General features: G+C 70.3%; 22 protein-coding genes. 11 read left to right on the forward strand and 11 right to left on the reverse strand.

Annotation, left to right across the window (positions count from 1 at the left end; genetic code table 11):
• The first annotated feature begins 251 nt into the window (after positions 1-251).
• A complete protein-coding gene (locus tag CLV67_RS25940) occupies positions 252-746 on the forward strand; it encodes a hypothetical protein (protein WP_146169294.1) in 495 nt (164 codons plus the stop codon).
• On the forward strand, positions 743-1777 hold the full coding sequence (locus CLV67_RS25945; protein ID WP_106322817.1) for an NAD(P)H-dependent flavin oxidoreductase: 1035 nt from the start codon (positions 743-745) through the stop codon (positions 1775-1777). Before CLV67_RS25940 ends, CLV67_RS25945 begins: the two co-directional genes overlap by 4 nt.
• A 1312-nt stretch (positions 1778-3089) precedes the next feature.
• Here the strand turns inward: CLV67_RS25945 and CLV67_RS25950 are convergent.
• The 3 genes from CLV67_RS25950 to CLV67_RS25960 all read right to left on the reverse strand — a co-directional run bounded on the left by CLV67_RS25950 (position 3090) and on the right by CLV67_RS25960 (position 6938).
• Positions 3090-4655, reverse strand: a complete 1566-nt coding sequence (locus CLV67_RS25950; protein WP_106322819.1) for a GntP family permease — start codon at positions 4653-4655, stop codon at positions 3090-3092.
• Between the two features lie 9 nt (positions 4656-4664).
• Positions 4665-6200, reverse strand: coding sequence for an alpha/beta hydrolase (locus tag CLV67_RS25955; RefSeq protein ID WP_106322821.1), 1536 nt, complete (start codon positions 6198-6200; stop codon positions 4665-4667).
• A 63-nt stretch (positions 6201-6263) separates the two neighbouring features.
• The gene (locus CLV67_RS25960; protein ID WP_106322823.1) at positions 6264-6938 is read right to left on the reverse strand and encodes an SDR family oxidoreductase; all 675 of its coding nucleotides are present in this window, start codon (positions 6936-6938) and stop codon (positions 6264-6266) included.
• A gap of 82 nt (positions 6939-7020) precedes the next feature.
• On the opposite strand from CLV67_RS25960, the gene CLV67_RS25965 reads away from it, so the two are divergent.
• Entirely contained in the window at positions 7021-7602 is a 582-nt protein-coding gene (locus CLV67_RS25965; RefSeq protein WP_106322825.1) for a TetR family transcriptional regulator, read from the forward strand.
• A 38-nt stretch (positions 7603-7640) separates the two neighbouring features.
• On the opposite strand, the gene CLV67_RS25970 is transcribed toward CLV67_RS25965, so the two are convergent.
• Positions 7641-8246, reverse strand: a complete 606-nt coding sequence (locus CLV67_RS25970; RefSeq protein WP_106323190.1) for an acyl-CoA-like ligand-binding transcription factor — start codon at positions 8244-8246, stop codon at positions 7641-7643.
• Positions 8247-8361: 115 nt separating this feature from the next.
• The gene (locus tag CLV67_RS25975; protein ID WP_106322827.1) at positions 8362-9885 is read right to left on the reverse strand and encodes an MFS transporter; all 1524 of its coding nucleotides are present in this window, start codon (positions 9883-9885) and stop codon (positions 8362-8364) included.
• Positions 9886-10031: 146 nt separating this feature from the next.
• Here CLV67_RS25975 and CLV67_RS52040 point away from each other — a divergent pair, with 146 nt between their 5' ends.
• On the forward strand, positions 10032-10190 hold the full coding sequence (locus CLV67_RS52040) for a hypothetical protein (protein ID WP_170153995.1): 159 nt from the start codon (positions 10032-10034) through the stop codon (positions 10188-10190).
• 150 nt (positions 10191-10340) lie between these two features.
• Positions 10341-11312 carry a PfkB family carbohydrate kinase gene (locus CLV67_RS25980; protein ID WP_106322829.1) on the forward strand — a complete coding sequence of 324 codons (972 nt, stop codon included), beginning with the start codon at positions 10341-10343 and terminating at the stop codon, positions 11310-11312.
• A 147-nt stretch (positions 11313-11459) separates the two neighbouring features.
• Here the strand turns inward: CLV67_RS25980 and htpG are convergent, their stop codons facing one another.
• Both htpG and CLV67_RS25990 read right to left on the reverse strand, forming a co-directional pair.
• Positions 11460-13322 carry a molecular chaperone HtpG gene (htpG, locus tag CLV67_RS25985; RefSeq protein ID WP_106322831.1) on the reverse strand — a complete coding sequence of 621 codons (1863 nt, stop codon included), beginning with the start codon at positions 13320-13322 and terminating at the stop codon, positions 11460-11462.
• A gap of 59 nt (positions 13323-13381) precedes the next feature.
• The gene (locus CLV67_RS25990) at positions 13382-13936 is read right to left on the reverse strand and encodes an SMI1/KNR4 family protein (protein WP_106322833.1); all 555 of its coding nucleotides are present in this window, start codon (positions 13934-13936) and stop codon (positions 13382-13384) included.
• Positions 13937-14109: 173 nt separating this feature from the next.
• On the opposite strand from CLV67_RS25990, the gene CLV67_RS25995 reads away from it, so the two are divergent.
• Positions 14110-14703, forward strand: a complete 594-nt coding sequence (locus CLV67_RS25995) for an HAAS signaling domain-containing protein (protein WP_106323192.1) — start codon at positions 14110-14112, stop codon at positions 14701-14703.
• 60 nt (positions 14704-14763) lie between these two features.
• Here the strand turns inward: CLV67_RS25995 and CLV67_RS26000 are convergent, their stop codons facing one another.
• From CLV67_RS26000 to CLV67_RS26010, 3 genes are all read right to left on the reverse strand, one after another.
• Complete coding sequence (locus CLV67_RS26000) at positions 14764-15696, reverse strand: endonuclease/exonuclease/phosphatase family protein (protein ID WP_239166539.1); 933 nt, start codon at positions 15694-15696, stop codon at positions 14764-14766.
• 86 nt (positions 15697-15782) lie between these two features.
• The gene (locus CLV67_RS26005) at positions 15783-16673 is read right to left on the reverse strand and encodes an alpha/beta fold hydrolase (RefSeq protein WP_239166538.1); all 891 of its coding nucleotides are present in this window, start codon (positions 16671-16673) and stop codon (positions 15783-15785) included.
• 95 nt (positions 16674-16768) lie between these two features.
• The gene (locus CLV67_RS26010; protein WP_106322837.1) at positions 16769-17131 is read right to left on the reverse strand and encodes a hypothetical protein; all 363 of its coding nucleotides are present in this window, start codon (positions 17129-17131) and stop codon (positions 16769-16771) included.
• Between the two features lie 176 nt (positions 17132-17307).
• On the opposite strand from CLV67_RS26010, the gene CLV67_RS26015 reads away from it, so the two are divergent.
• Positions 17308-17589 carry a hypothetical protein gene (locus tag CLV67_RS26015; RefSeq protein WP_106322839.1) on the forward strand — a complete coding sequence of 94 codons (282 nt, stop codon included), beginning with the start codon at positions 17308-17310 and terminating at the stop codon, positions 17587-17589.
• Positions 17590-17656: 67 nt separating this feature from the next.
• Here the strand turns inward: CLV67_RS26015 and CLV67_RS26020 are convergent, their stop codons facing one another.
• A complete protein-coding gene (locus CLV67_RS26020; protein ID WP_106322841.1) occupies positions 17657-18202 on the reverse strand; it encodes a TrmH family RNA methyltransferase in 546 nt (181 codons plus the stop codon).
• 162 nt (positions 18203-18364) lie between these two features.
• Between CLV67_RS26020 and CLV67_RS52045 the strand changes: the two genes are divergently transcribed.
• From CLV67_RS52045 to CLV67_RS26035, 4 genes are all read left to right on the forward strand, one after another.
• Positions 18365-18520, forward strand: a complete 156-nt coding sequence (locus tag CLV67_RS52045) for a hypothetical protein (RefSeq protein ID WP_170153997.1) — start codon at positions 18365-18367, stop codon at positions 18518-18520.
• A gap of 112 nt (positions 18521-18632) precedes the next feature.
• Entirely contained in the window at positions 18633-20639 is a 2007-nt protein-coding gene (locus CLV67_RS26025) for an NADPH-dependent 2,4-dienoyl-CoA reductase (protein ID WP_106322843.1), read from the forward strand.
• Between the two features lie 14 nt (positions 20640-20653).
• Positions 20654-21451 carry a crotonase/enoyl-CoA hydratase family protein gene (locus tag CLV67_RS26030; protein ID WP_106322845.1) on the forward strand — a complete coding sequence of 266 codons (798 nt, stop codon included), beginning with the start codon at positions 20654-20656 and terminating at the stop codon, positions 21449-21451.
• Between the two features lie 11 nt (positions 21452-21462).
• Entirely contained in the window at positions 21463-22017 is a 555-nt protein-coding gene (locus CLV67_RS26035; RefSeq protein ID WP_106322847.1) for a PadR family transcriptional regulator, read from the forward strand.
• Positions 22018-22021 lie beyond the last annotated feature (4 nt).

Below are 22021 nucleotides of genomic sequence, written 5' to 3' on the forward strand. Positions count from 1 at the left end.
GCGACGGCAGGCGTCCATGGACCCGCAACGTGGGACCTCACCGTTGTTGCCGACAACGTCAGGAGCACACGCAAAGCCTGGGTGTGCCCAGCCGAAGCCGAGCCACGTCATGGCAGCTGGATTCGAGGACTGAGATCGGGCCGGCGGGCTGGACCTCGACGGCGAAAGCTCTCCAGGTAGTCCCAGCACCACCATGAAAGGCAATGCTGGCGGGATGTCGCCGACCCACGCCGCAGGCCGAGGATCGGGGTATGCGAATTCCGGTGGAGGTGCCCGCCACGGTGCGGGTGGCGTTCTGGTGCTGGCTCGCCGCCGTGGGCGCGGGCGTGATCGAGACGATCCTGGTGGTCACCGGTGGCGGACATCAGGACGGCCTGGTGGCCGGTGTGGCGGTCCGCGCGGTCGTCTTCACCGCCGCGGTCGTCGTCTCCTGGCAGATGCTGACCGGGCGGCCATGGGCGCGGATCGCCCTGACCGCCGGGCTCGGTGTGATCGGCCTCTCGTCGCTGGTCGCCGATCCGATCGCCTGGCTCGCCGAGGGCAACTCGGTCGCCAGCCTGCTCGCCGACAGCACCATGTCCGACCTGATCTTCGGCGCCGTCCGGGCGGTCCACGTCGTCGCCGTCCTGGCGGCCACCGCGCTGATGTTCACGCCCCCGGCCAACGCCTGGTTCCGCCCGGCGTCCGCCGGTGATCACCCTCGTCTAACGTCAGGAAAGGCACATCCGGCGAGGAGGGCATCATGAGTGACCGCCTGACCAGGCTGCTCGGCATCGAGCACGGCATCGTGCAGGGCCCGTTCGGCGGCGGCCTGTCGTCGGTCCCGCTCGCCGCCGCGGTCAGCGCGGCCGGTGGTCTCGGCTCGTTCGGCGCCAACCACCTCACGCCCGACGGGATCACCGCGCTGGTCGGCGAGCTGCGCGCCGCCGTGCCCGACGGCCTGCCGTTCAACGTCAACCTGTGGGTCCCACATCCCGGCGAGCAGGACCTGCGCCCCACGGCAGCCGACGTCGAGCGCTTGAGACCCTTCTACGAACGTCTCGAACTCAAGACCCCTGATGGGTACGCTCCGCCGCCGCTCTTCGACGACCAGATCGACGCCCTGCTCGCCGCCGCCCCACCGGTGATCAGCTTCGTGATGGGCGTTCCACCGGCGCGGGTCGTCGAGGAGACCCGCCGCCGCGGCATCGTCACGCTGGGCACCGCCACCACGGTCGACGAGGCGCTGGCACTGGAGGCCGGCGGCATCGACGTGGTGATCGCCTCCGGCAGCGATGCGGGCGGCCATCGTGGCGCTTTCCTGAGACCGGTGACCGAGTCCCTGGTGGGCACGTTCTCCCTGGTCCCCCAGGTGGCCGACGCGGTCGGTGTCCCGGTGCTGGCGGCGGGCGGCATAGCCGACCGCCGAGGCGTGCTGGCAGCGCGCGCTCTGGGCGCCGACGGCGTACAGATCGGCACCGGTTTCCTGGCCACCACGGAGTCCGGCACGAGCACCGCCCACAAGGCGGCCCTGGCCGGCCCCGACGCCCGGACGACGGTACTGACCAGGATCTTCTCCGGCCGCCACGCCCGGGCAATCCTCAACCCGCTGATCCGCGAGATGGCCGCCGCCGAGGATCAGGTGCCGCCCTACCCGGTCCAGAACACGCTGATGCGCCCCCTACGGGCAGCGGCCGCGTCCCGCAACGACGCCGCACACGTCAACCTGTGGGCCGGTCAGGCCGCAGCCCTGTCCCGTCCCATCCCAGCCGCCGACTACGTGGAGTCGCTCCTCTAGAAAGCGCCCGAATCAGGTCCGCCAGGCCGCGGGATTGCCCGGCGGTGTGGAGGAGCGCGGCCTGAGTTGGTGCCCCGGGACAGCGATGTTGTGAGGGCCGGTGCTGCGGCCGCGCAGTCACACGTAGCGGCTGCGCGCGACCCGGCCGTCGTGATCGCGACGGTGGGCGTCCCCCGACCGACAATGTGGGACCTCACCGTCGTTGCCGACGACTTCAGGCGCACACGCAGAGCCCGGGCATGTGCTCCCGGGGCTTGCAGGCAGTTGGCGGCAGCACCAAGTCCGTCAAGCGCCGCAAGCATCCTTCCCGACGCCGTGACCCGCGGTGCGAATCGAGCCGCCGTCAAGCGCCGCAAACATCCTTCCCGACGCCGTGATCTACGGTACGAATCGAGCCGCCGTCAAGCGCCGCTAACATCCTTCGCGACGCCGTGATCTACGGTGCGAATCGAGCCGCCGTCAAGCGCCGCAAACATCCTTCCCGACGCCGTGATCTACGGTGCGAATCGGGCCGCGGTGAAGCTGCCGGCCGCAGTCCGAGCGGTTCTTGATCGGCCACCGATGTCCTACGCACCCTTCCTGGCCCGGGAAGCAGCCATATCACCGGGCTCACCTCCGAAAACGGCCCAGAATGATCGTCCTGCACAGGGATATGGCGATCAGATCTCGCGAGCCGTAACTCACGACGGTATGGCGCCGGGCTGAACTGATCTCGGGAGCTCCGGGGAGCCCGGCGGAGACAAAGCCGGTGCGTTCGGCGGTAGCGGAGTGCGGCCGGAGCGGTGGCCGCCGCACAAGCCCGGCGGCCACGTCGAGACCTGAAACCGTCGAGACCTGAAACCGCAGCCCCGCGTTTCTGCCGCGAGTGGAGGCGAGGTCCGGCACCCCGCCCATCTCACATCCACCGCGCGCCGAAGCCCGTCGCTACACCCCTTCGCGTTCGCCGCGCGTCAGTGCCAGACGCCATACCCCCTCGCGTCCACCGCAGGACGGGACCGGAACCCTTAGCGTCCGCTGCGGGACCAGACCAGACCCGTCGCGTCCACTGCGGGACCAGACCAGAACCCCCCGCGTCCACTGCGGGACCAGACCAGAACCCCCCGCGTCCACTGCGGGACCAGACCAGAACCCCCCGCGCCCACTGCGGGACCAGACCAGAACCCCCCGCGCCCACTGCGGGACGGAACCGAGATTTCCTCGCGTCCACTGCGGGACGGAACTGGGACTTCCTCGCTTCCGCTGTGGGACGAGACCCGGAACCGGGACTCCTCGGGTCCGCTGGCCACGAGACCGTGCGCAGGCCGTACCGGAATCAAATGATCAGTGAGAGCAGCATGACGCAAGCAAACCCGACCACCGAAATGATCGTCTCCATGACCGACCAGGTCTTGATCGTCTGGCCGACCGTCATGCCGAAGTATTCCTTGACCATCCAGAAGCCGGCGTCGTTGACGTGCGAGAAGAACAGCGAACCGGCACCGATTGCCAGTGCCAGCAGGGACACCTCGGGCCGGTCGAGGGTGGTGGCGAGCGGCGCCACGATGCCGGCCGCGGTGATCGTCGCGACGGTTGCGGAACCGGTGGCGACGCGGATGCCGACCGCGACGAGGAAGCCGAGGACCAGCGCGTTGAAGTTGGCGTCGCGGGCGGCGTCGGCGATCACGTTGCCGACGCCCGCGTCGACCAGGACCTGCTTGAAACCGCCGCCCGCGGCGACGATGAGCAGGATGCCGGCGATCGGCGGGAGCGCGCCGCCGATGACGGCGTTGGTCTCGCGGCGGTCGAATCCGGCTCGTTTGCCGAGTGCCCACATGGCGACCAGGACGCCGGCGAGCAGGGCGACCACGGGTTCGCCGATGACCTCCAGGACGTCGCGAGCGGCGTTGCCTTCGGGGAGGATCAGTTCCGCGGCGCCGCGGGCGAGCATCAGCAGGACGGGCAGGAGCACCGTGAGCACGGCCGCCGAGAAGCCGGGGTCCCGGCGCGGGCCGAGCTGCTCGTCGACGGACCGGCCGGGGGCGACCGGGTCCGCGATGTCGTCGCGGTCGACGAAGTCCTGACCACCGACCGGTCCGGTGGGCGGCCGGTCCCCGCCAGAAGAACCGCCAGAAGAACCGGTGGAAGAACCGCCGGAAGAACCGGTGGAAGAACCGGTGGAAGAACCGGCGAGAGAGCTGCCGGAACCGCCGGCGGAAGAACCGGAAGAGCCGGCCGGGGCGAGCAACGCCGGAACCGGCAACGGCACCCGCTTCGCGATGAAGTTGCCGAAGAGAGGACCGGCGACGATGACCGTCGGAACGGCGCAGATCAAGCCGAGCATCAGGGTCAGACCGAGGTCGGCCTGCAGGCTCTCGATGGCGACCAGCGGCCCCGGGTGCGGCGGCACGAGACCGTGCAGCACCGACAGTCCGGCCAGTGCCGGAATCCCGAGGCGGAGCAACCCCACGTCGGTACGCCGCGCGACGAGAAGCACGATCGGCACCAGCAACACGACGCCGACCTCGAAGAACAGCGGCAACCCGATGAGCGCCGCCACGCCGGCCATCGCCCACGGCAGCGCGGCCCCGGAGACGCCGTTGACGATCCGGTTCACGATGCCGTCGGCGCCGCCCGACTCGGCGAGCAGCGCGCCGATCATCGAGCCGAGCGCGATGAGGACGCCGACGCCGCCGGCCGTGGTGCCGAGGCCCTTGGTGAACGAGTCGACGGTGGCGTCGGGCGCGGCGCCCGCGGTGATACCGAGGACGCCGGCTCCGACGATCAGGGCCAGGAATGGATGCCACTTGGCCCACGCGATGAGAAGAACGACCGCCGCGATGCCGAGCACCGCCGCGAGCACTAGCTGAGCGGTGCCGGCATCGGTGATGGTCTCCGTCATGGGGCGCGATTACCCCGCGGAAACACCCCTCAATCCCGGGACGAGCGGGTACGGAATGCCCGACTGTGCCCTGAGCGGTGATGTCGGGAAGACGGCCGGGCAGTGGGTGCCCTTCGCCGGGGTGCTGCGGTCGACGAGGTACGTGTCGATCGCGGCCCGTGCGCACGGGCTCAGCCAGTAGGTGCCGTGCCCGACACCGTCGTAGGTGAGGAACGTGGCGCTCGGCAGCTGGCCCGCCAGGGTCCGGCCCCACTCGTACGGGGTGGCGACGTCCCACCGGCTGTTGGCGAGCAGGATCGGCGGCAGTTTCGCCGAGGCGCGGAGCCGGTGCGGCGGGTTGGTGACGCCGTACGGCCAGTTCTGGCACCCGGTGAGGTCGGACCAGGCGAGCGGGTTGAGCCGGGTGTGCGGGGCGAGCCGGTTCTGGGCCTTCTCCAGTGCCCGCAGCGCCGGATAGGTCCCGACCTCGAAGCGGAAGTCGGAGCACATGACCGGCAGGTACCCGTTGGGCACCGGCTCGCCGCGCAGCCGGGCCGGTTCGCCGCCGGAGCCGAGCAGGATCAGCTCGTCGGCCAGCTGGAACCAGGACGCGGGCTCGTAGAGGTAGCCGAACACCAGGTTGAGCAGGTCCTCCGGCTTGATGACGTTGCCGTTGACGACCAGTTCACCGGCCTCGGCCCGCGCGTAGAGGTCGTCGAAGTACGCCAGCGCGCCCTCGTCGTGCAGCGCGCACTCCCCGGTTCGGTCGCACCAGGCCGTGAACTGCAGGAATGAGCCCTCCATCGCCAGCGTCTCCCACTTCTGGTAGCTGGGGATGCTCTGCGAGTGGTCCATGTTCGAGTCGAGCGTCATGGCGCGGATCCGGTCCGGGAACAGTTCCGCGTACTGCTGGCCGATCATGGTGCCGTAGGAGACGCCGTAGTAGCTGATCCGCCGCTCCCCGATCGCCGCCCGGATCGCGTCCATGTCGCGGGCCACGCTCGCGGTGTCGACGTATTTGACCAGCGGCCCGGACAGGTCACGGCAGGTCTGGACGAGGGCGCGGTTGGCGGCGCGCAGCTCGGCGAACTCAGCCTTGCTGTGCGGATACAGCTTCGCCGCCTGCGCCGCGACCGCGTCACCGTCGCAGTTGATCACGTTGCTGCGGGCCTGCCCGCGCGGATCGAATCCGATGATGTCGAACCGGTCGGTGATCGCCGGCGAGAACGCCTCCGACGCGGCGTAGGCGAAGCTCACCCCCGACCCGCCCGGTCCGCCCGGGTTGATCAGTAGCGGCCCGATCCGGCGGGCCGGGTCGGTGGCCGGCAGCTTCGCCAGCGCCAGGGTCACGGTCGGCCCGTGCGGCCGCGACCAGTCGACCGGAACCTCCAGCTCACCGCAGACGACCCGATCCGGCGGCCCGTCCTCCGGATCGCAGGGCCCCCACGAGATCGGATCCGGGGCCTTCCCCGCCGGTTGCGCGGCGTGGGCGACTCCCGGCATTGCCGGTCCGAGAAGAGCCAGGACAAGGGTGGGTACGGCGAAACGCGCGCTTGTGCGACGCATGGGCAGACCTCACGTGTCGGCGACAGAGACGAGCCCCATTGAAGTCTGCCGATGCAACCCGTCTCACCGCGCCGACAGTCCCGCCTTCACGCCGCGGGTGAAGTCGTCGCCGAGCACCTCGGCGTCCCCGCGCGCGATCGCGTCGAGAGCCAGCGCCGCGACGACGGCCGGGTCACTCTTCTGCTCGGGCGGGATCGCGGCGGCCATGTCGGTGTCCATGTAGGCGACGTGCAGTCCGGTGACCGCGATTCCACGCGGGGCGAGCAGTTCTCGGGTCGCGTTGGTGAGCGCCCACGCCGCCGCCTTCGCCGCCGAGTACGACCCGTAGCCACCCGGATGCGCCCAGGACAGCACCGACAGAACGTTGAGCACCCCGCCTCCGCCGTTGGCCTCGATGACCGGGGCGAACGCGCGGGTGGCGTACAGCGTGCCGAAGTAGTTGGTCTCCATGTCGAGCCGGATGCCGTCGAGATCTCCGTCGAGCACCTGCCCACCGGCGGCGACGCCGGCGTTGTTGATCAGCAGGGTGGCGTCGGCGGCGGTCGCGGCGGCCTTGGCGATCGACTCGGGATCGGTGACGTCGAGCTGCAGCGCGATGGCGCCCGGGAGGTCGACGCTCTCCGGGTTCCGCGCGGCGGCATAGACCTTGGCGCCGCGTTCAAGCAGCTGGGAGGCGAGGTGGCGACCGAACCCGCGGTTGGCTCCGGTGACGACGGCGACTGCGTTGGTGAGTTCCATGCGAATTAGATTACGAGCATCATCTAAAGTACGCCAGAGCCAACCGGGTAATAGATGACACACCTCATCTATAGTTGCGGGCATGGGACGGGTGTCGCAGGCGCAGGCCGCACAGAATCGGGAACGCATCGTCGACACGGCGGCACGCCTCTTCCGCGAGCGTGGCATGGCCGGGGTGAGCGTCGCCGACGTGATGGCCGAGGCGGGCCTGACGCACGGCGGCTTCTACAAGCACTTCGCCTCGAAGGACGCCCTGGTCGCCGAGGCGGTGACGCTCGCCTTCGCCCAGCAGGCCGCCCGTGTGGGAGGCGCCGGTCCCACGGACGGCTCCCCCTCGGCGCCGGCGCGGGAGTCCGCCGCGACCGGCCGCCAGGCGCTCGTCGGCGCCTACCTGTCCGCCGCACATCGCGACGATCCCGGCAACGGGTGCCCGACCGCCGGTTTCGGCGGTGACGTGGCCCGTGCCACCGGCGGCGACGGCACACGCGCCGCCTACGCGAACGGTGTCGAGGGCTTCGCGCGCCTTCTGAGCGGCGACGACGACCCGGACCTGCTCACCCTCAGCACCATGGTCGGCGCCCTGATCCTTTCCCGTGCCACAGCGGGCACCGACCTGTCCGACCGAATCCTGGCCGCCGCCCGCACGGCACTGCTCGACTCCTAGCGCGCCGCAAGGCCGTGCCGTCGGGATGGAGCGCCCGGTCAGCCGAGAGGCAGGCCCTGCCGCAGAAGCGTCAGGGCCTCCTCGACCCGCTGGAAGTCGCGCGGGGTGACACCGTCAGCCGGCACCGCCCCACCGGACGGCAGGACCGCGAGCATGGCACCGATCGCCGCGCCCGCGGTGACCCGCGCGGAGAAGTCGTCGGCGGGCAGGCCCGCCCGCTCGGCGATCACGGCCGCGACCAGGTCGATCGCCTCGGTCATCTGGTGCATGACGCGTGCCCGCAACTCCGGGATGCCGAGCACCAGCCGCTGCCGCCGCCGTTCGAACTCCCACATCTCGGGGCTCATCGCGGCGAACACCTCACGCAGGGACCGCAGGATCGCCTCGATCGGCGGAACCCCGGCCGGCTGCGCGCGAATGGCCTGCACGAGCACCTCGTCGACGTCGTCGACCAGGACCACGTCCTCCTTGGCCGGGAAGTACCGGAAGAACGTGCTCGGCGAGACCTCGGCCGCGTCCGCGATCTGTTCCACGGTGGTCGCGGCGTACCCCTGCTCCTCGAACAACCGCATGGCATGCTCGCGAATCGCGGCACGGGTCTTGGCCTTCTTGCGCTCACGCAGGCCGTACGGGGACGCGGTCATGCCGCCGATTCTGCCAGCCGCACCGCCACCCACCGGGCCGGCGGGGACGCCGCCACCCACCGGGCCGGCGGGGACGCCGCCACCCGCCGGCCCCGCGGACACACCGACGGCGGCGTCACGCCACTGATTCCGCCATCGGCGCGGGCGACCGGTCGGCAGGGAGGCCACGCGGCAGGATGATCAGCGCGAGGATCGCGCCGGCTGCGGCGACCGCGCCGGAGACGATCAAGGACAGACCCATCCCGTGTACGAACGCGTCGCGCACCGAGTCGAGCAGTTCCGGACTGCCGGCCCGCCCGGCGACGGCGACTCCCGAGGCGGCGCTGTCCCGCACCGCGTCCGCCGCTTCCGGCGGCAGGCCGCCGACGTCGACGGTGTCGCGGTAGCCCGAGTTGAGCACCATGCCGAGCACCGCGACACCGATCGCACTGCCCACCTGGCGGATCGCCTGGATCAGCGCGTTGCCTACCCCGCTGCGCTCGGCGTCGAGGGTGCTGATGGTGACGTTCATCGAGGTGGGCATGGTGAGCCCGAGCCCGACGCCGGCCACGCCGATCCACGCGGCGACCCATCCGTAGCCGGTGCCGGTGCCGGTCGCGGTCCCGGCGAAGAGGGCGGCGGACATCAGGGCCAGACCGGCGGCGATCACCGCGCGCGGTCCGAACCGGGCGGCGGCCTTCTCCCCCAGCCGCGCGCCGACCATGAGGCCGCCGATCACCGGGAGCAGCCGGACACCGGTACCGAACGCGTCCGTGCCGTTCACCGCCTGGAACAGCTGCGGCAGAGCGAAGAGCAGCCCGAAGAACGCGAATCCCGCGATCGTGGCCATGATGGTGCCGCCCGTGAACGAGCGGTTTCGGAAGAGTCCGAGATCGATCAGGGGCGCGGCGGCGCGGCGCTGCCACAGCACGAGCGCGACCAGCGCGAACACACCGACGGCGATGGTCACCGAGGTACCCGCGTCACCCCAGCCGCGGTCACCGGCTTCGATGATTCCGTACGTCACGGCGACGAGCCCGATCGTCGACAGCAGGATGCCGGGCAGGTCGAAACGGCGCCGCCGATCGCCGTACGACTCCGGGACCAGCACCGCGACGGCGATCAGCCCGAGCCCCACGATCGGCAGGTTGATGAGGAAGACCGAGCCCCAGTGGAAGTTGTCGAGCAGCCAGCCGCCGAGCAGGGGTCCGAGCGGGATGCCGAGCGCGTTCGCGGTGATCCAGATGGTGAGGGCGCGGGGCCGTTCCCGCTCGTCGAAGAGGACGGTCAGGACCGCGCCGATCAGCGACATGATCACCGCGGAGCCGAGCCCCAGCACGGCCCGGGCGGCGATGAGCTGACCGGTCGTCTCCGCCATCGCACAGGCAGCCGACGCGGCCCCGAAGATCACCAGCGCGCCGAGGAGCAGCCGTTTACGGCCGAACCGGTCGCCGAGCATCCCGGCCGGCAACAGCATGGCGGCCAGCACCAGCAGGTAGGAGGTGGTGAACCACTGCAGGTCGGCGGTGGTGGCGCCGAGGTCGCCGGCCAGCGTGGGCAGGGCGACGCTGAGCACGGTGCCGTCCAGCCCGATGGCGACCGTGCAGAGGGCGAGGGCGGCGAGGGCGTACCAGCGCGCGTTTTTCTTGGAAGTGACCATGTTTTGAAGGTAACTCTCAAAATCTAGTCGCTTCCATATTCCTGAGAGAAGCCTCAGCCCGGCGCGCCGACCTGCGCTGGTTGCGCCCCTGTGTCACGATCTTGGATGGCATTCCGGGCGGGCAGCATGCGGAGGATCGATTCCCGATGAAGAAGGTGCTCGGCTGGATCCTGCTCTTCCTGCTCGTCTTCTGGATCGGCACCAACCCCGGCCCGGCCGCCGACGTGGCCCGCGGCATCGGCGAGGGCATCGGCGAGATCTTCAGCAACATCGGTACTTTCTTCGTCGAACTGTCCAACGGCTGACCCGCCGACCCTCATGGCCACCTCCGCCGAGCCATGCCGCCGCTCCCAGCACCGCCCAGCAGGTCACCGCCCCGCAGGTCGCCGCTCTGCCTGCCACCCCCTGACACGTCGCCGCCCAGCGGGTCGTCCCGAGATCGTTCGCCGTCCGCGATGACGGCGAGGCGTAGGCGACTGCTCTTCGTCGGCCTGGCGACGGTCGACCTCGTGCAACGTGTGCAGCGGCTCCCCGGAACCGACGAGAAAGTCCAGTCCGACTCGGTCGACGTAGCAGCCGGCGGGCCGGCCGCCAACGCCGCCGTCACCGCGGCGGCGCTGGGCGCATCGCTCGAGGCGGCGCTGGGTCCGGGCCACGGCTTCGAGATCACGCTGGTCAGCGCCGTCGGCGCACACCCCCTCGGCGACCTGATCCGAGCCGACCTCGCCGCACACGGGGTCACGCTGATCGACGCGACCCCCGACGCTCCGGACCCGCCGCCCGTCTCCGCGGTCACCGTCCTGGCTTCCACCGGCGAGCGAACCATCGTCAGCCGCAACGCCGGCGATCGCACGGTGAACCCGCCGCCTGAAGGGCTACCCGACGCCGATCTCACCCTGGTCGATGGTCACCATCCCGCACTGGCGTCGGCCGCGGCCCGCTCAGCGAAACGCCTGCTGGTCGACGCGGGAAGCTGGCGCCCGATCTTCGCCGACATCTTCCCGAACGCCGATGTCGTCGCGTGCTCCGGCGACTTCCGCCACCCCTCGGCCGAACCCGCCAGGCCAACGACCGGTGCCCCCGCGCCCGATCAGGCACGACGCGACGCGGCCACCGCGTCGGCGATCGCCGCGCCGCACGTCGTGATCACTCATGGAGCCGCGCCGGTCCGCTGGTTCAGCGCCTCGCGCCCCGAACGCACGGCTCAGGCGGCACCCACCCGGCCCCCGCGGGCGGGTGAGGTGACCGTCCCGCACGTGACCGCGGTGGACACCGCCGGCGCCGGCGACGCGTTCCACGGCGCTCTGGCCGTCGCTCTGGTGCAGGGTGACCGCGATCTCCCGGCCGCGATCGCCTACGCCTCCGAGATCGCCGCGATCCGCGTTTCCCACGCGGGTCCGCGAGCCTGGCTCAGCCACCTGCCCTGACAAGAACAAACGTTCCGTCCAGGAGGCTTGAAAGACCCCGCCCGCACAATCCGGAGGCGACCGGATCGTGCGGGCGGAGCCGTTCTGCCTGTCGAACCGCGCGGACCAGGCTCGGCTTGGCAAACCGCGCGCGTCAGACCACGCGCGTCAGACCGTGCGGGCCAGACGGTCGGCCAGCAGCTTTGCGAAGCGGGCCGGATCATCCAGGTCGCCGCCCTCCGCGAGGAGCGCCGTCCCGTACAGCAGCTCGGCGGTGTCCGGCAGGGCCGGGTCCTCCGCCCCACGCTCATGGGCCGCCCGCAGGCCGGCGACCAGCGGGTGGTTCGGGTTGAGCTCGAGGATTCGCTTGACCCGCGGACCCTCCTGCCCCATGGCCCGGTACATCTTCTCCAGCGCCGGAGTGATGTCGTCGGCGTCGCTGACCAGGCAGGCGGCCGAGGTGGTCAGCCGGTGCGACAGCCGGACCTCCTTGACCCGCTCGTCCAGCTTCTCCTTGAGGAAGCCGAGCAGCGGGGCGAAGTCGCCCTCGGGCTCCTTCTCCTCTTCGTCCTTCTTCAGGTCGACGGTGCCTCGGGCGATGGACCGCAGCTTCTTGCCCTCGAACTCGGGAACGGCGTCGACCCAGATCTCGTCGACCGGGTCGGTGAGGATCAGCACCTCGTAGCCCTCGGCCTGGAAGGCCTCCATGTGTGGCGAGTTCTCCACCTGGGAGCGGCTCTCGCCGGTGAGGAAGTAGATCTCCTCCTGGCCCTCCTTCATCCGCTCCACGTAGGCGGCGAGCGTGGTGGGCTCGCTGCCGTGGGTGGTGGCGAACGACGCGATCTCGAGGATCGGCTTGTGGTTGTCGGGCTCGGCGAGCAGACCCTCCTTGACGGCCCGGCCGAACTCGCGCCAGAACGTCGCGTACTTCTCGGGGCTGCTGCTCATCAGGTCCTTGATCGTGGACAGGACCTTCTTGACGAGCCGGCGGCGGATCATCTGGATGTGCCGGTCCTGCTGCAGGATCTCGCGGGAGATGTTCAGCGACAGGTCGGCCGCGTCCACCACGCCCTTGACGAAGCGCAGGTAGTCGGGGATCAGCTCCTTGCTGTCGTCCATGATGAAGACGCGCTTGACGTAGAGCTGCAGGCCCCGGCGGGCGTCACGCTGGAACAGGTCGTGCGGCGCCCGGGACGGGATGAAGAGCAGCGCCTCGTACTCGAAGGTGCCCTCCGCCTTCATGTTGATGATCTCGAGCGGGTCGGTCCAGTCGTGGCTGATGTGCCGGTAGAACTGGTGGTACTCCTCGTCGGTGACCTCGCTGCGCGGCCGGGCCCACAGCGCCTTCTGCGAGTTGAGGACCTCGGGCTCGCCGTCGCCGGAGGAGACGCGGCGGATCGGGAACGCGATGAAGTCGGAGTATCGCTTGACGATCTCCTTGATCTTCCACTCGTCGACGTAGTCGTAGAGCGCGTCGTCCTCGTCCTTCGGACGCAGGTGCAGCGTGATCGTGGTGCCGACCGGAGCGTCCGGCTCGTCGTCGATCGTATAGGTGCCCTCGCCCGCCGACTCCCAGCGCGTGCCGTGTCCCTCGGTGCCGGCCTTGCGCGTCACCAGGATGACCTTGTCGGCCACCATGAAGGTCGAGTAGAAGCCGACGCCGAACTGCCCGATCAGCTCGGGGTTCTCCTTCGCCTCCTTGGCCTCCTTGAGCTTGCCGAGCAGCTCAGCGGTGCCGGATTTGGCGATCGTGCCGATCAGTGCGACGACCTCGTCGCGGGTCATGCCGATGCCGTTGTCACGGACGGTCAGCGTGCGCGCCTCGGCATCGGTCTCGATCTCGATGTGCAGGTCGGAGGTGTCCGCCTCGAGGCCGTCCTGCAGCTTCGCCAGGCGCAGTTTGTCCAGCGCGTCCGACGCGTTCGAGATCAGCTCGCGCAGGAAGATGTCCTTGTTCGAATAGATCGAGTGGACCATCAGCTGCAACAGCTGGCGCGCCTCGGCCTGGAACTCCAACGTCTCCATCGTCACCCGTTTCCGTCATGTCCGGTGGTACGCCTCGATCGTAGAGCTCCACCGACCCGCACCGGTCACCCGGCGTCGAACCACTCCTCGCCCGCCGCCCAGTGCCGCACCCATCCGGCGAATCCGGGCTCGCCGGTGGTGTGCCCGAACTCGGCTCCGAACGGCATCGCGCCTTCGCCGGAGATCATCCACACGTGTCCGCGATGCGGGCCGGTGACGATCAGGTGCCAGTTCATCCCGCAGCCGTCGGTGCCGAGCACGATCGACCCGTCGTCGAAGACGCTCCGCAGACGCGCCTCGTCGGGCTCGTCGTCCTCGCCCTCCCACAGCCACGGCTCGGTCAGCGGGAACGGCCTGGCCAGGTCACGCTCCGAGCCGTCGCTGCCGTAGTCGGCGGGCAGATCCTCGAGACCGACCAGGCCGTAGTCGGGTGGGCCCGCTTTCGAGCCGTCGGACACCTCGGCCACGAACGACCGATACGGCTCGGGCAGCACCACACCGTGCCGCTGCTCGAAGGCCCGCACGGCCGGCCGGCCCAGCGCCGAGGCACCGTCGTCGTCGGCGCCGACAGCCTCACGCAGCTCGGCCAGGACGGCCGGATCGACGTACTCGAGGTTCATGGGGAATTGATACCAGCCGGGTCCGGCAATCTCCGCCACGCCCCCCGGCCCACATACTGCAGGCCTACGACCAAAGGTGGATGCCTCCGCCGACAGTTACCACCATGGACCGATGCGGCCCGGGTGCCCGGCCCGGAATGCTGTTCGTCACCGGTACCCACGGAGGGATCTCGATGGTGACGGCACCGCTGGCCCACGACGACGTGCTCGTTCTCGACTACCTGGCCGCGCTCTGGGCGGCCGCCGACGACCTGCCACCGGAGACCCGCGACGACCTGATGAACACGGTCGCCGGGTACATCACGATGCGCCGTGATCTGGCCGACGACCCGTCCCGGGTGCTCAGCCGGTTAGGGCCCCCGGAGGACCTGGTCGCCGCCGTGCTCCGCAGCGGCACGCCCACCCATCTGCGCCTGCCGGTGCCGTCCCCGGTGTCACCGCCCGTCGTCCCGGCCGCGCGGCCGGGTGGCTCGGAGCGGGTGGCGGTCGCCCTGCTCACCGGTGGCGCCGTGGTCCTGCCGCTGGTCGGCCAGGCCGCCGGGCTGCTGGTCGCGACAGTCTCGCCGCGGTGGACCGGCACGCAGAAGGCCGTCGCCTGGCTCCTCGTCTGCGGGCCGCCGGCCGGGGCGTTCCTGTTGCTGATGATGCTGGCCGGCGTGTCGCTGTTCTCCGGGCTCGGCTTCCTCATGATCTACGCGGCCGCGTGCGCCGGCTCGATCGTCGCGGGCCTCGCCCTGCACGGCGTCGACCGGCCGGGACAGCCGTAGCCCGGACCCATCGGGCGGAAGTTCATTTGATCGGGGGCCGCCCGGTGGATACGCCGCTGTTCAGAACCGCAGGCGGGCGGCGACGGGCAGGTGATCGCTGCCGGTCTCCGGCAGAGTGCGGACCGAGGTGACGGTCAGCGTACGGGCCATGACATGGTCGATCCGCGCGACCGGCAGGGCCTTCGGGAAGCTGAACGCGAACTCGGACTCGGACGTGCCGAGACGGGAGGTCACGGGTTTCAGGCCGTGGTCGTCGACGGTGGCGTTGAGGTCGCCGAGCAGGATCACGTTCGCGATCGGCTCGGCCGCCAGCGCCGCGGCGAGTTTCGTGGCGGCCTCGTCCCGCGGGGCGGTGCCGAGCCCGGTCAGGCCGGGCCGCACCGACGGCAGGTGGGCGACGTAGACCGCGATGTCACCGCGCGGGGTGTGCGCCACGGCGCGCAGCCCGCGGTTCCAGTCGGCGCCGAAGCTCGCGGGCCTGATGTCCAGCGGCGCGGCGGCGCTGAGCGGATGGCGTGACCACAGTGCGACCGTGCCGTGGACGGTGCGGTACGCGTACTCGGCGGGGAACGCGGCCGCGTAGGCGGGCACGGCCTCCGGCGTGATCTCCTCGAGCGCGACCAGGTCGGGCCGGGCGGCGAGGAGTGTGCGGACCGTTCCGCCCGGGTCGGGGTTCACGTCGCTGACATTGTGCTGCACCGCGACCAGGTCGTAAGGCGCCTCGCTGTCCGGGATCAGGCGGTCGCCGAAGACCCCGAGCCAGGCGACGAGCGGCAGCAGCGCGGCGACCAGAGCGATGCGGTGCCGTCGCCGGATCCCGACGACGAGCAGAACCGGGACGGCAAGCCCCAGCCACGGAAGAAGCGTGGGCAGCAGGCGGCCTCCCGGCAGCACCGGATGAGCCACGAGCAGCACCGTGACGAGCACGGCGGCGGACAGGATCACCCACCGGCCCACGCGACCGGCCATACGTACCCGCCCAAGATCAGCCACGCGCCGATGCTGGCACAGCCGTTCAACCGGCTGTGGCTCACCGCTGTCTCACGCGGCCCGAGACGACGGTACGACCCAGCCGGGGGTCAGGCGGCCAGGTCGAGGATCTCGGTGAGGACCTGGGTCCAGACGGCTCGGGGCGGGAACTCGTGGCCTACACCGTCGAGCCAGACCAGGCGGGCCTTCGGGATGCAGCGGGCCAGTTCCTCGGGATGGCCGGCCGGGATCCGGCGGTCGAGGGTGCCGTGCAGTACGACGGTCGGTGTGTCGATACCGCCGAGCAGGTCACGGACCGATGGGCCGTATCCGGCGAGCCGATGGTTGAGGCGGGTGGCGGCCAGGTCGGCCGATCGGTCGAAGACGCGTTCGGCGAAGCGGCGCAGGTGCGGCTCCTCGGGGGTGAACGGGCCGCCGCACGACCGGACCTCGTCGATCATGCGGGCCACCGCGGCCTTCCGGTTCGACCAGTCGGTCTCGTCGGTGGCGGCGGGCGCTTCGATCGTACGCACGCCGGCGGTGACCGTGCCCGCGGAAACGGTGACCGGACCGCCCACGGTGACCGGGGTGTTCGCGGAGGCCCCTCCGTCGACGCCGGTCGAGATGAGGGTGAGGCTCAGCACCCGCGACGGATGGTGGACGGCGATCCGCTGAGCCAGCGCGCCGCCGAGCGAGAAGCCGACCAGATGGGCGGCCGGCACCCGGAGGGCGTCGAGCACACCGAGGGCGTCGTACATCAGGTCGGTGCCGGAGTATGCCGGCGCGCCCGCTGGGTAGGAGGTGGACCGTCCGGTGTCCCGATGGTCGTAACGGATGACGAACCGGCGACCGGCCGCCAGCCGCCTGCAGAACTCGTCGTCCCACCAGTCCATCGAGCTGGCGTCCCCGGCCATGAGCAGCATGGGGGAGTCGACCGGTTCGCCGAAGGTTTCCACGCACACCTGGATGCCGTTGATAGGCATCATCGTCTCGTGCACCACGTGTTCATTGTGGCCAGGCTCACTGACAGCAAGGTTACGCCGACATCACATCGGATGACCGGGCCGCTGAGAGGACCCGGTCATCCGTTCGACCCTTACCGTCCCGGCGCGACGGCGGCGGCCCGTGCCTGGCCGCGCACCACCCGCAGGGAGATCGCGGTCAGGCCGAGGGCGATACCGAACAGGGTGAGGTGCAGGTAGGGGTTGGCGATCGGCACGAACCCGATGATCGCGACCGGGATCTGGACGACCCCGATCAGTGCGGCGAGCAGCCACCGTTGGCTGCGGCTCCACAGCAGGGCCGTCCACACCGGTGCGGAGACGACCAGCAGTGTCAGTCCGTCCAGCAGCATGTGCATGTACGGGTTGTGGACCGCGTTGTGGGCGAACGCGCTCGCGGGCGAGGCGATCCAGAGACCGGCGAGAACGAGGGTGAGAACGACAGCGGCACGACGCATGGGATCCTCCAGCGCAATCAGACCGTTGCTCCGAGTAATCAAGGTAGCACCGATCCGTAGTCTCACGTCGATTCATTCGCTCGGTCGGGTCTGTTACACAGCGTTGCACGTGAGGCTGATGATCTCGACCGTTCGGCCAGCTGACCACCGTGAGTGATCATGACTAACCTGCCCGGGTGCGTTTGATCGAGATAGCCATGGCCAGTGCAATTACTGTAAGTATCTGCGGTGCTTCTTACGCTGCGTTGAATCCGCAGCAGCTCACGTCCCGTGCGCAGGTGGTCGCCGACCAGGCGACATGCCGGACGGTGGACACCGCGATCGTCGGCTACCTCATGAACAACGGAACGGCACCGACGTCGATCCGGCAGCTGAAGGATTACGTGCGCGGCGACATCTCGAAGTACCGGATCGTCGGCGGGGTGGCCACCGGACCGGGCTGCCCGGCCAAGCCATAGGAAGAAGTTCACCGCGAAGCAACACTGTGGCCCCTGCCCTGACATCCGGGACCCGGCGCGGCCCCCCTCACAGCAGTCCGGCCAGTTTGTAGAGCACCAGCGACCCCGCGACGGCGACGTTCAGGCTCGACCCGGTGCCGGTCATCGGGATCTCCACGGCGCCGTCGAGCAGGTCCAGTGCCTCCGGCGGGATGCCGGTGGCCTCGTGGCCGAGCACCATGACGGTCCGGCGCCGGGCCGCCGGGAGGTCGGCGAGCCGGACCGCCTCGTCGGCGAGCTCCACACCGAGGACGGCCGCACCGGCCCGGCGTTCGTCGGCGAGCCACCGCAGCGGGCTGCCGACACGGTGGACGCAGGTGGGATGCCGCAGCGTGTTCCCGCGGGCCAGGGCCTCGTCGACCCAGCGGAACGGTGGCACCGCCAGGCAGGCGCCGACAGCGTCGCAGGTGCGCAGCAACGTGCCCAGGTTGGCGTCGTGCATCGGCCACAGTGGCGCCGCGACGAGATGTCCCCAGCAACGGTGACGGCGGGGGCGGCGGGCGGACCGGATCTCCCGCGCGGTCCGGGCGCGGATCGCGGGCTTCACCGCGTGGGAGCAGCAGCGCTCCAGCATTCGTTGATCATGCGAAACGTGCTTCTCGGCGCACGCAAGCCATCGACGATGGTGGATCTGAACGATGTGGATCCAGCCGACAGCGTACCGCGGTTTGTTTAACGGCGCCCGGCACGGGGGTACAGCGACGCCGCTCGCCACCCCCCACTCTCAGGAGCGATCATGACCATTCAGGGCGTCTTCTACCTCATCGCCGTCATCCTGCTCGTCCTGGCGGCGCTGCCGATCACCACCCGGGGCATCAGCCTGGGACTGCTCGGTGCGGCGTTCGCGCTGCTCGGCTACTCGTGGGACACGATCACGGGCGGCACCGTCTGACGCCCGCGTAACGCCTCCCGAACCGCAGAGCGCCGGTATAGGCAACTTGTTGCATAGGTGCTTTGTTGTATAGGCTGCGGCGGCCGGGTTCCCGGGTGCGAGGAGGCACCGAATGACTGCGTATCCCACCCTGCTCAGTCCGCTCGACCTCGGGCACACCGTGCTTCGCAACCGTGTCGTCATGGGGTCGATGCACACCAAGCTCGAGGATCGCACCCGGGATCTCCCGAAGCTCGCCGCCTTCTTCGCCGAGCGCGCCGAGGGCGGCACGGCCCTGATCGTGACCGGCGGCTACGCGCCGACGTGGCGCGGCTGGCTGCTCCCGTTCGGCAGCCAGATGACGACCACCCGGCAGGCGAGGGCGCACCGCGTCGTGACCGACGCGGTGCACGGCCACGACGGCAAGATCCTGCTGCAGGTCCTTCATGCCGGACGGTACGCCTACCACCCCTTCAGCGCCGCCGCGTCCCGCGGGAAGTCGCCGATCACGCCGTTCAAGCCGCGCGCCATGAGCACCCGTGAGGTCGACCGGACGGCCACCGCGTTCGCCAGGGCCGCCGCGCTGGCGAAGCGGGCCGGCTACGACGGCGTGGAGATCATGGGCTCCGAGGGCTACCTGATCAACCAGTTCCTGGCGGCGCGCACGAACGCCCGTACCGATGCATGGGGTGGATCCGCCGCGAAGCGGATGAGGTTTCCGCTGGAGATCGTCAAGCGCACCCGTGACCTGGTCGGCGACGACTTCATCGTGCAGTACCGGATCAGCCTGCTCGACCTGGTCGACGACGCCCAGTCCTGGCAGGAGACCGTCGAGCTGGCGCGTGGCCTGCAGGAACGCGGCGTGTCGATCCTGAACACCGGCATCGGCTGGCACGAGGCCCGGGTGCCGACGATCGTGACGTCGGTGCCGCCGGCCGCGTTCGCCTGGGTGACCGGCAAGCTGCGGCACGAGGTGGACGTTCCGGTCATCGCGTCGAACCGGATCAACCGGCCCGAGATCGCCGAGCAGATCCTGGCGTCCGGCGACGCGGACCTGGTGTCGATGGCGCGGCCGCTGCTGGCCGACGCGGAGTTCGTGAACAAGGCGGCGTCCGGCCGCGACCGCGAGATCATCACGTGTATCGCGTGCAATCAGGCCTGCCTGGACCACACGTTCAGCAACAAGCGGGCCACCTGCATGCTCAATCCGCGCGCCGGCTACGAGACCGAGCTCGTGCTGCTTCCGACCCGTACCAGGAAGAAGATCGCCGTCGTCGGAGCCGGCCCGGCCGGTCTCGCCGCGGCCGTGGAACTCGCCGGCCGCGGCCACGGGGTCGAGTTGTTCGAGGCCGCCGACCGGATCGGCGGGCAGTTCAAGCTCGCGGCGCGGATCCCCGGCAAGGAGGACTTCGCGCACACGCTGGCGTACTACGAGCACATGGTCGCCACGCGCGGGATCACGCTGCACCTGAACCGGAGGGCCACCGCCGAGGATCTGACCGATTTCGACGAGGTGATCATCGCGACCGGCGTGACACCACGGGTCCCGGCGATCCCCGGCATCGATCATCCGAAGGTGCTCACCTACCAGCAGGTCGTCGGGGAGGGCGCGGCCGTCGGCGACCGGGTCGCGGTGATCGGCGCGGGCGGGATCGGCTTCGACGTGGCCGAGTTCCTGCTGCACGAGCCGGGCGAGAGCGCCGAGCACTGGATGCAGCGGTGGGGCGTGACCGACCCCGACCAGCAGCGCGGCGGTCTCACCACCAAGACCAAGGCTCCGGTACGCCGTGAGGTGCACCTGCTCCAGCGCAAGACCGGCGCGCTCGGCAAGGGTCTGGGCAAGACGTCCGGCTGGGTGCACCGGGCGACACTCAAGGACTCCGGGGTGACGATGATCGGCGGCGTCGAGTACGTCCGCATCGACGACGAGGGCCTGCACATCACGGTGCAGACCGAGGCCCGGGTGCTGGCCGTGGACACCGTGGTGGTCTGCGCCGGCCAGGAGTCGGTACGGGATCTCGTCGTGCCGCTCACCGGGAAGAACGTGAGCGTGCACGTCATCGGCGGCGCCGACGTGGCCGCCGAGCTGGACGCGAAACGCGCGATCAAACAGGCGACCGAGCTGGCCGCCCGGCTGTGACAAGAGGAACCACCATGACCTACGTGACCACGCGGATCGAGGACGGCATCGCGCAGGTGCGCCTGTCCCGTCCGGAGAAGCTGAACGCGCTCACCCTCGACACGCTCACCGAGCTCGTCGCCACCGCCCGCGGGCTGCGCCGGGACCGCACGCTGCGGGCCGTGGTGATCGCCGGTGAGGGCGACTCGTTCTGCTCCGGCCTGGACATCGCCGGCACGATGAAGCAGCCGCGCCGGATCGCGGCGGCGTTCGTGCCGGCCCCGTGGCGTGGCACGAACCTGTTCCAGGAGGCGTGCTGGGCCTGGCGGCGGGTGCCGGTCCCGGTGATCGCGGCGGTCCACGGGCACTGCTACGGCGGCGGCCTGCAGATCGCGCTGTCGGCCGACTTCCGGTACGCGACCCCGGACTCGCGCTGGTCGGTCCTCGAGGGCAAGTGGGGCATCATCCCCGACATGACCGGGGTCCGCAGCCTCACCGAGGTGGTCGGCCTGGACGTAGCCAAGCGCCTGACCATGACCGCCGAGGAGATCTCCGGCACCGAGGCGGCCCGGTTCGGGCTGGTCTCCGAGGTGCACGACGAGCCGATCGAGGCCGCGACCGCTTTCGCCCAGCGCCTGGCGAGTCGCTCCCCCGACGCACTGGCCGCCGCGAAACGCCTGTTCGACGGGGCGGTCACGTCGAGTGCGCGCCGGACGTTCGCCCGGGAGCGCCGCGAGCAGCTGCGGCTCCTGCTGCTGCGCCGCAACACGAAGATCGTGCAGCGGGCCGCCATGACGAGGACGGCTCCCGAGTTCCGCCCGCGCGGCTCGTAGTCTTTACTCCCGTGTCGTTGCGCAACGCCGTCCTGGCCGCCCTGATCAACCGCGAGGCCTCCGGATACGAGCTGGCCAAGCAGTTCCACGTGTCGGTCGCGAACTTCTGGACCGCCACGTCGCAGCAGCTCTACCGCGAGCTGGAGAAGATGGAGGCGGACGGCCTGCTGTCGGCGCGCCTGGTGGCGCAGGAGAAGAGACCCGACAAACGCCTCTTCTCGCTCACCGATGCGGGACGCACGGCTCTGCGGAACTTCACCAGGCAGGATCCGAAGCCGACGACGGTACGCGACGAGCTGCTCGTGCAGATCGAGGCACTGGCGCACGCTGACGTGGCGAGTGTCCGGTCCTCGATCGTGCAGCGGATCGAGTCGAGCGCGCGCCGACTGGAGTCCTACGAGCGGCGGCTCGCCGAGATCCTGCACGGCCGCAGCGAGGAGGACTTCCTGGCCACCGGCAACCGGATCGGGCCCTACCTGACCCTGCAGCGGGGCATCATCTTCGAGCGCGAGAACCTGACCTGGGGCCGTCTCGCCCTGTCCGTCCTGGAGCGTCGTTTCCCCTGACATC

Source organism: Actinoplanes italicus, assembly GCF_003001815.1.
Lineage (GTDB): Bacteria > Actinomycetota > Actinomycetes > Mycobacteriales > Micromonosporaceae > Actinoplanes > Actinoplanes italicus.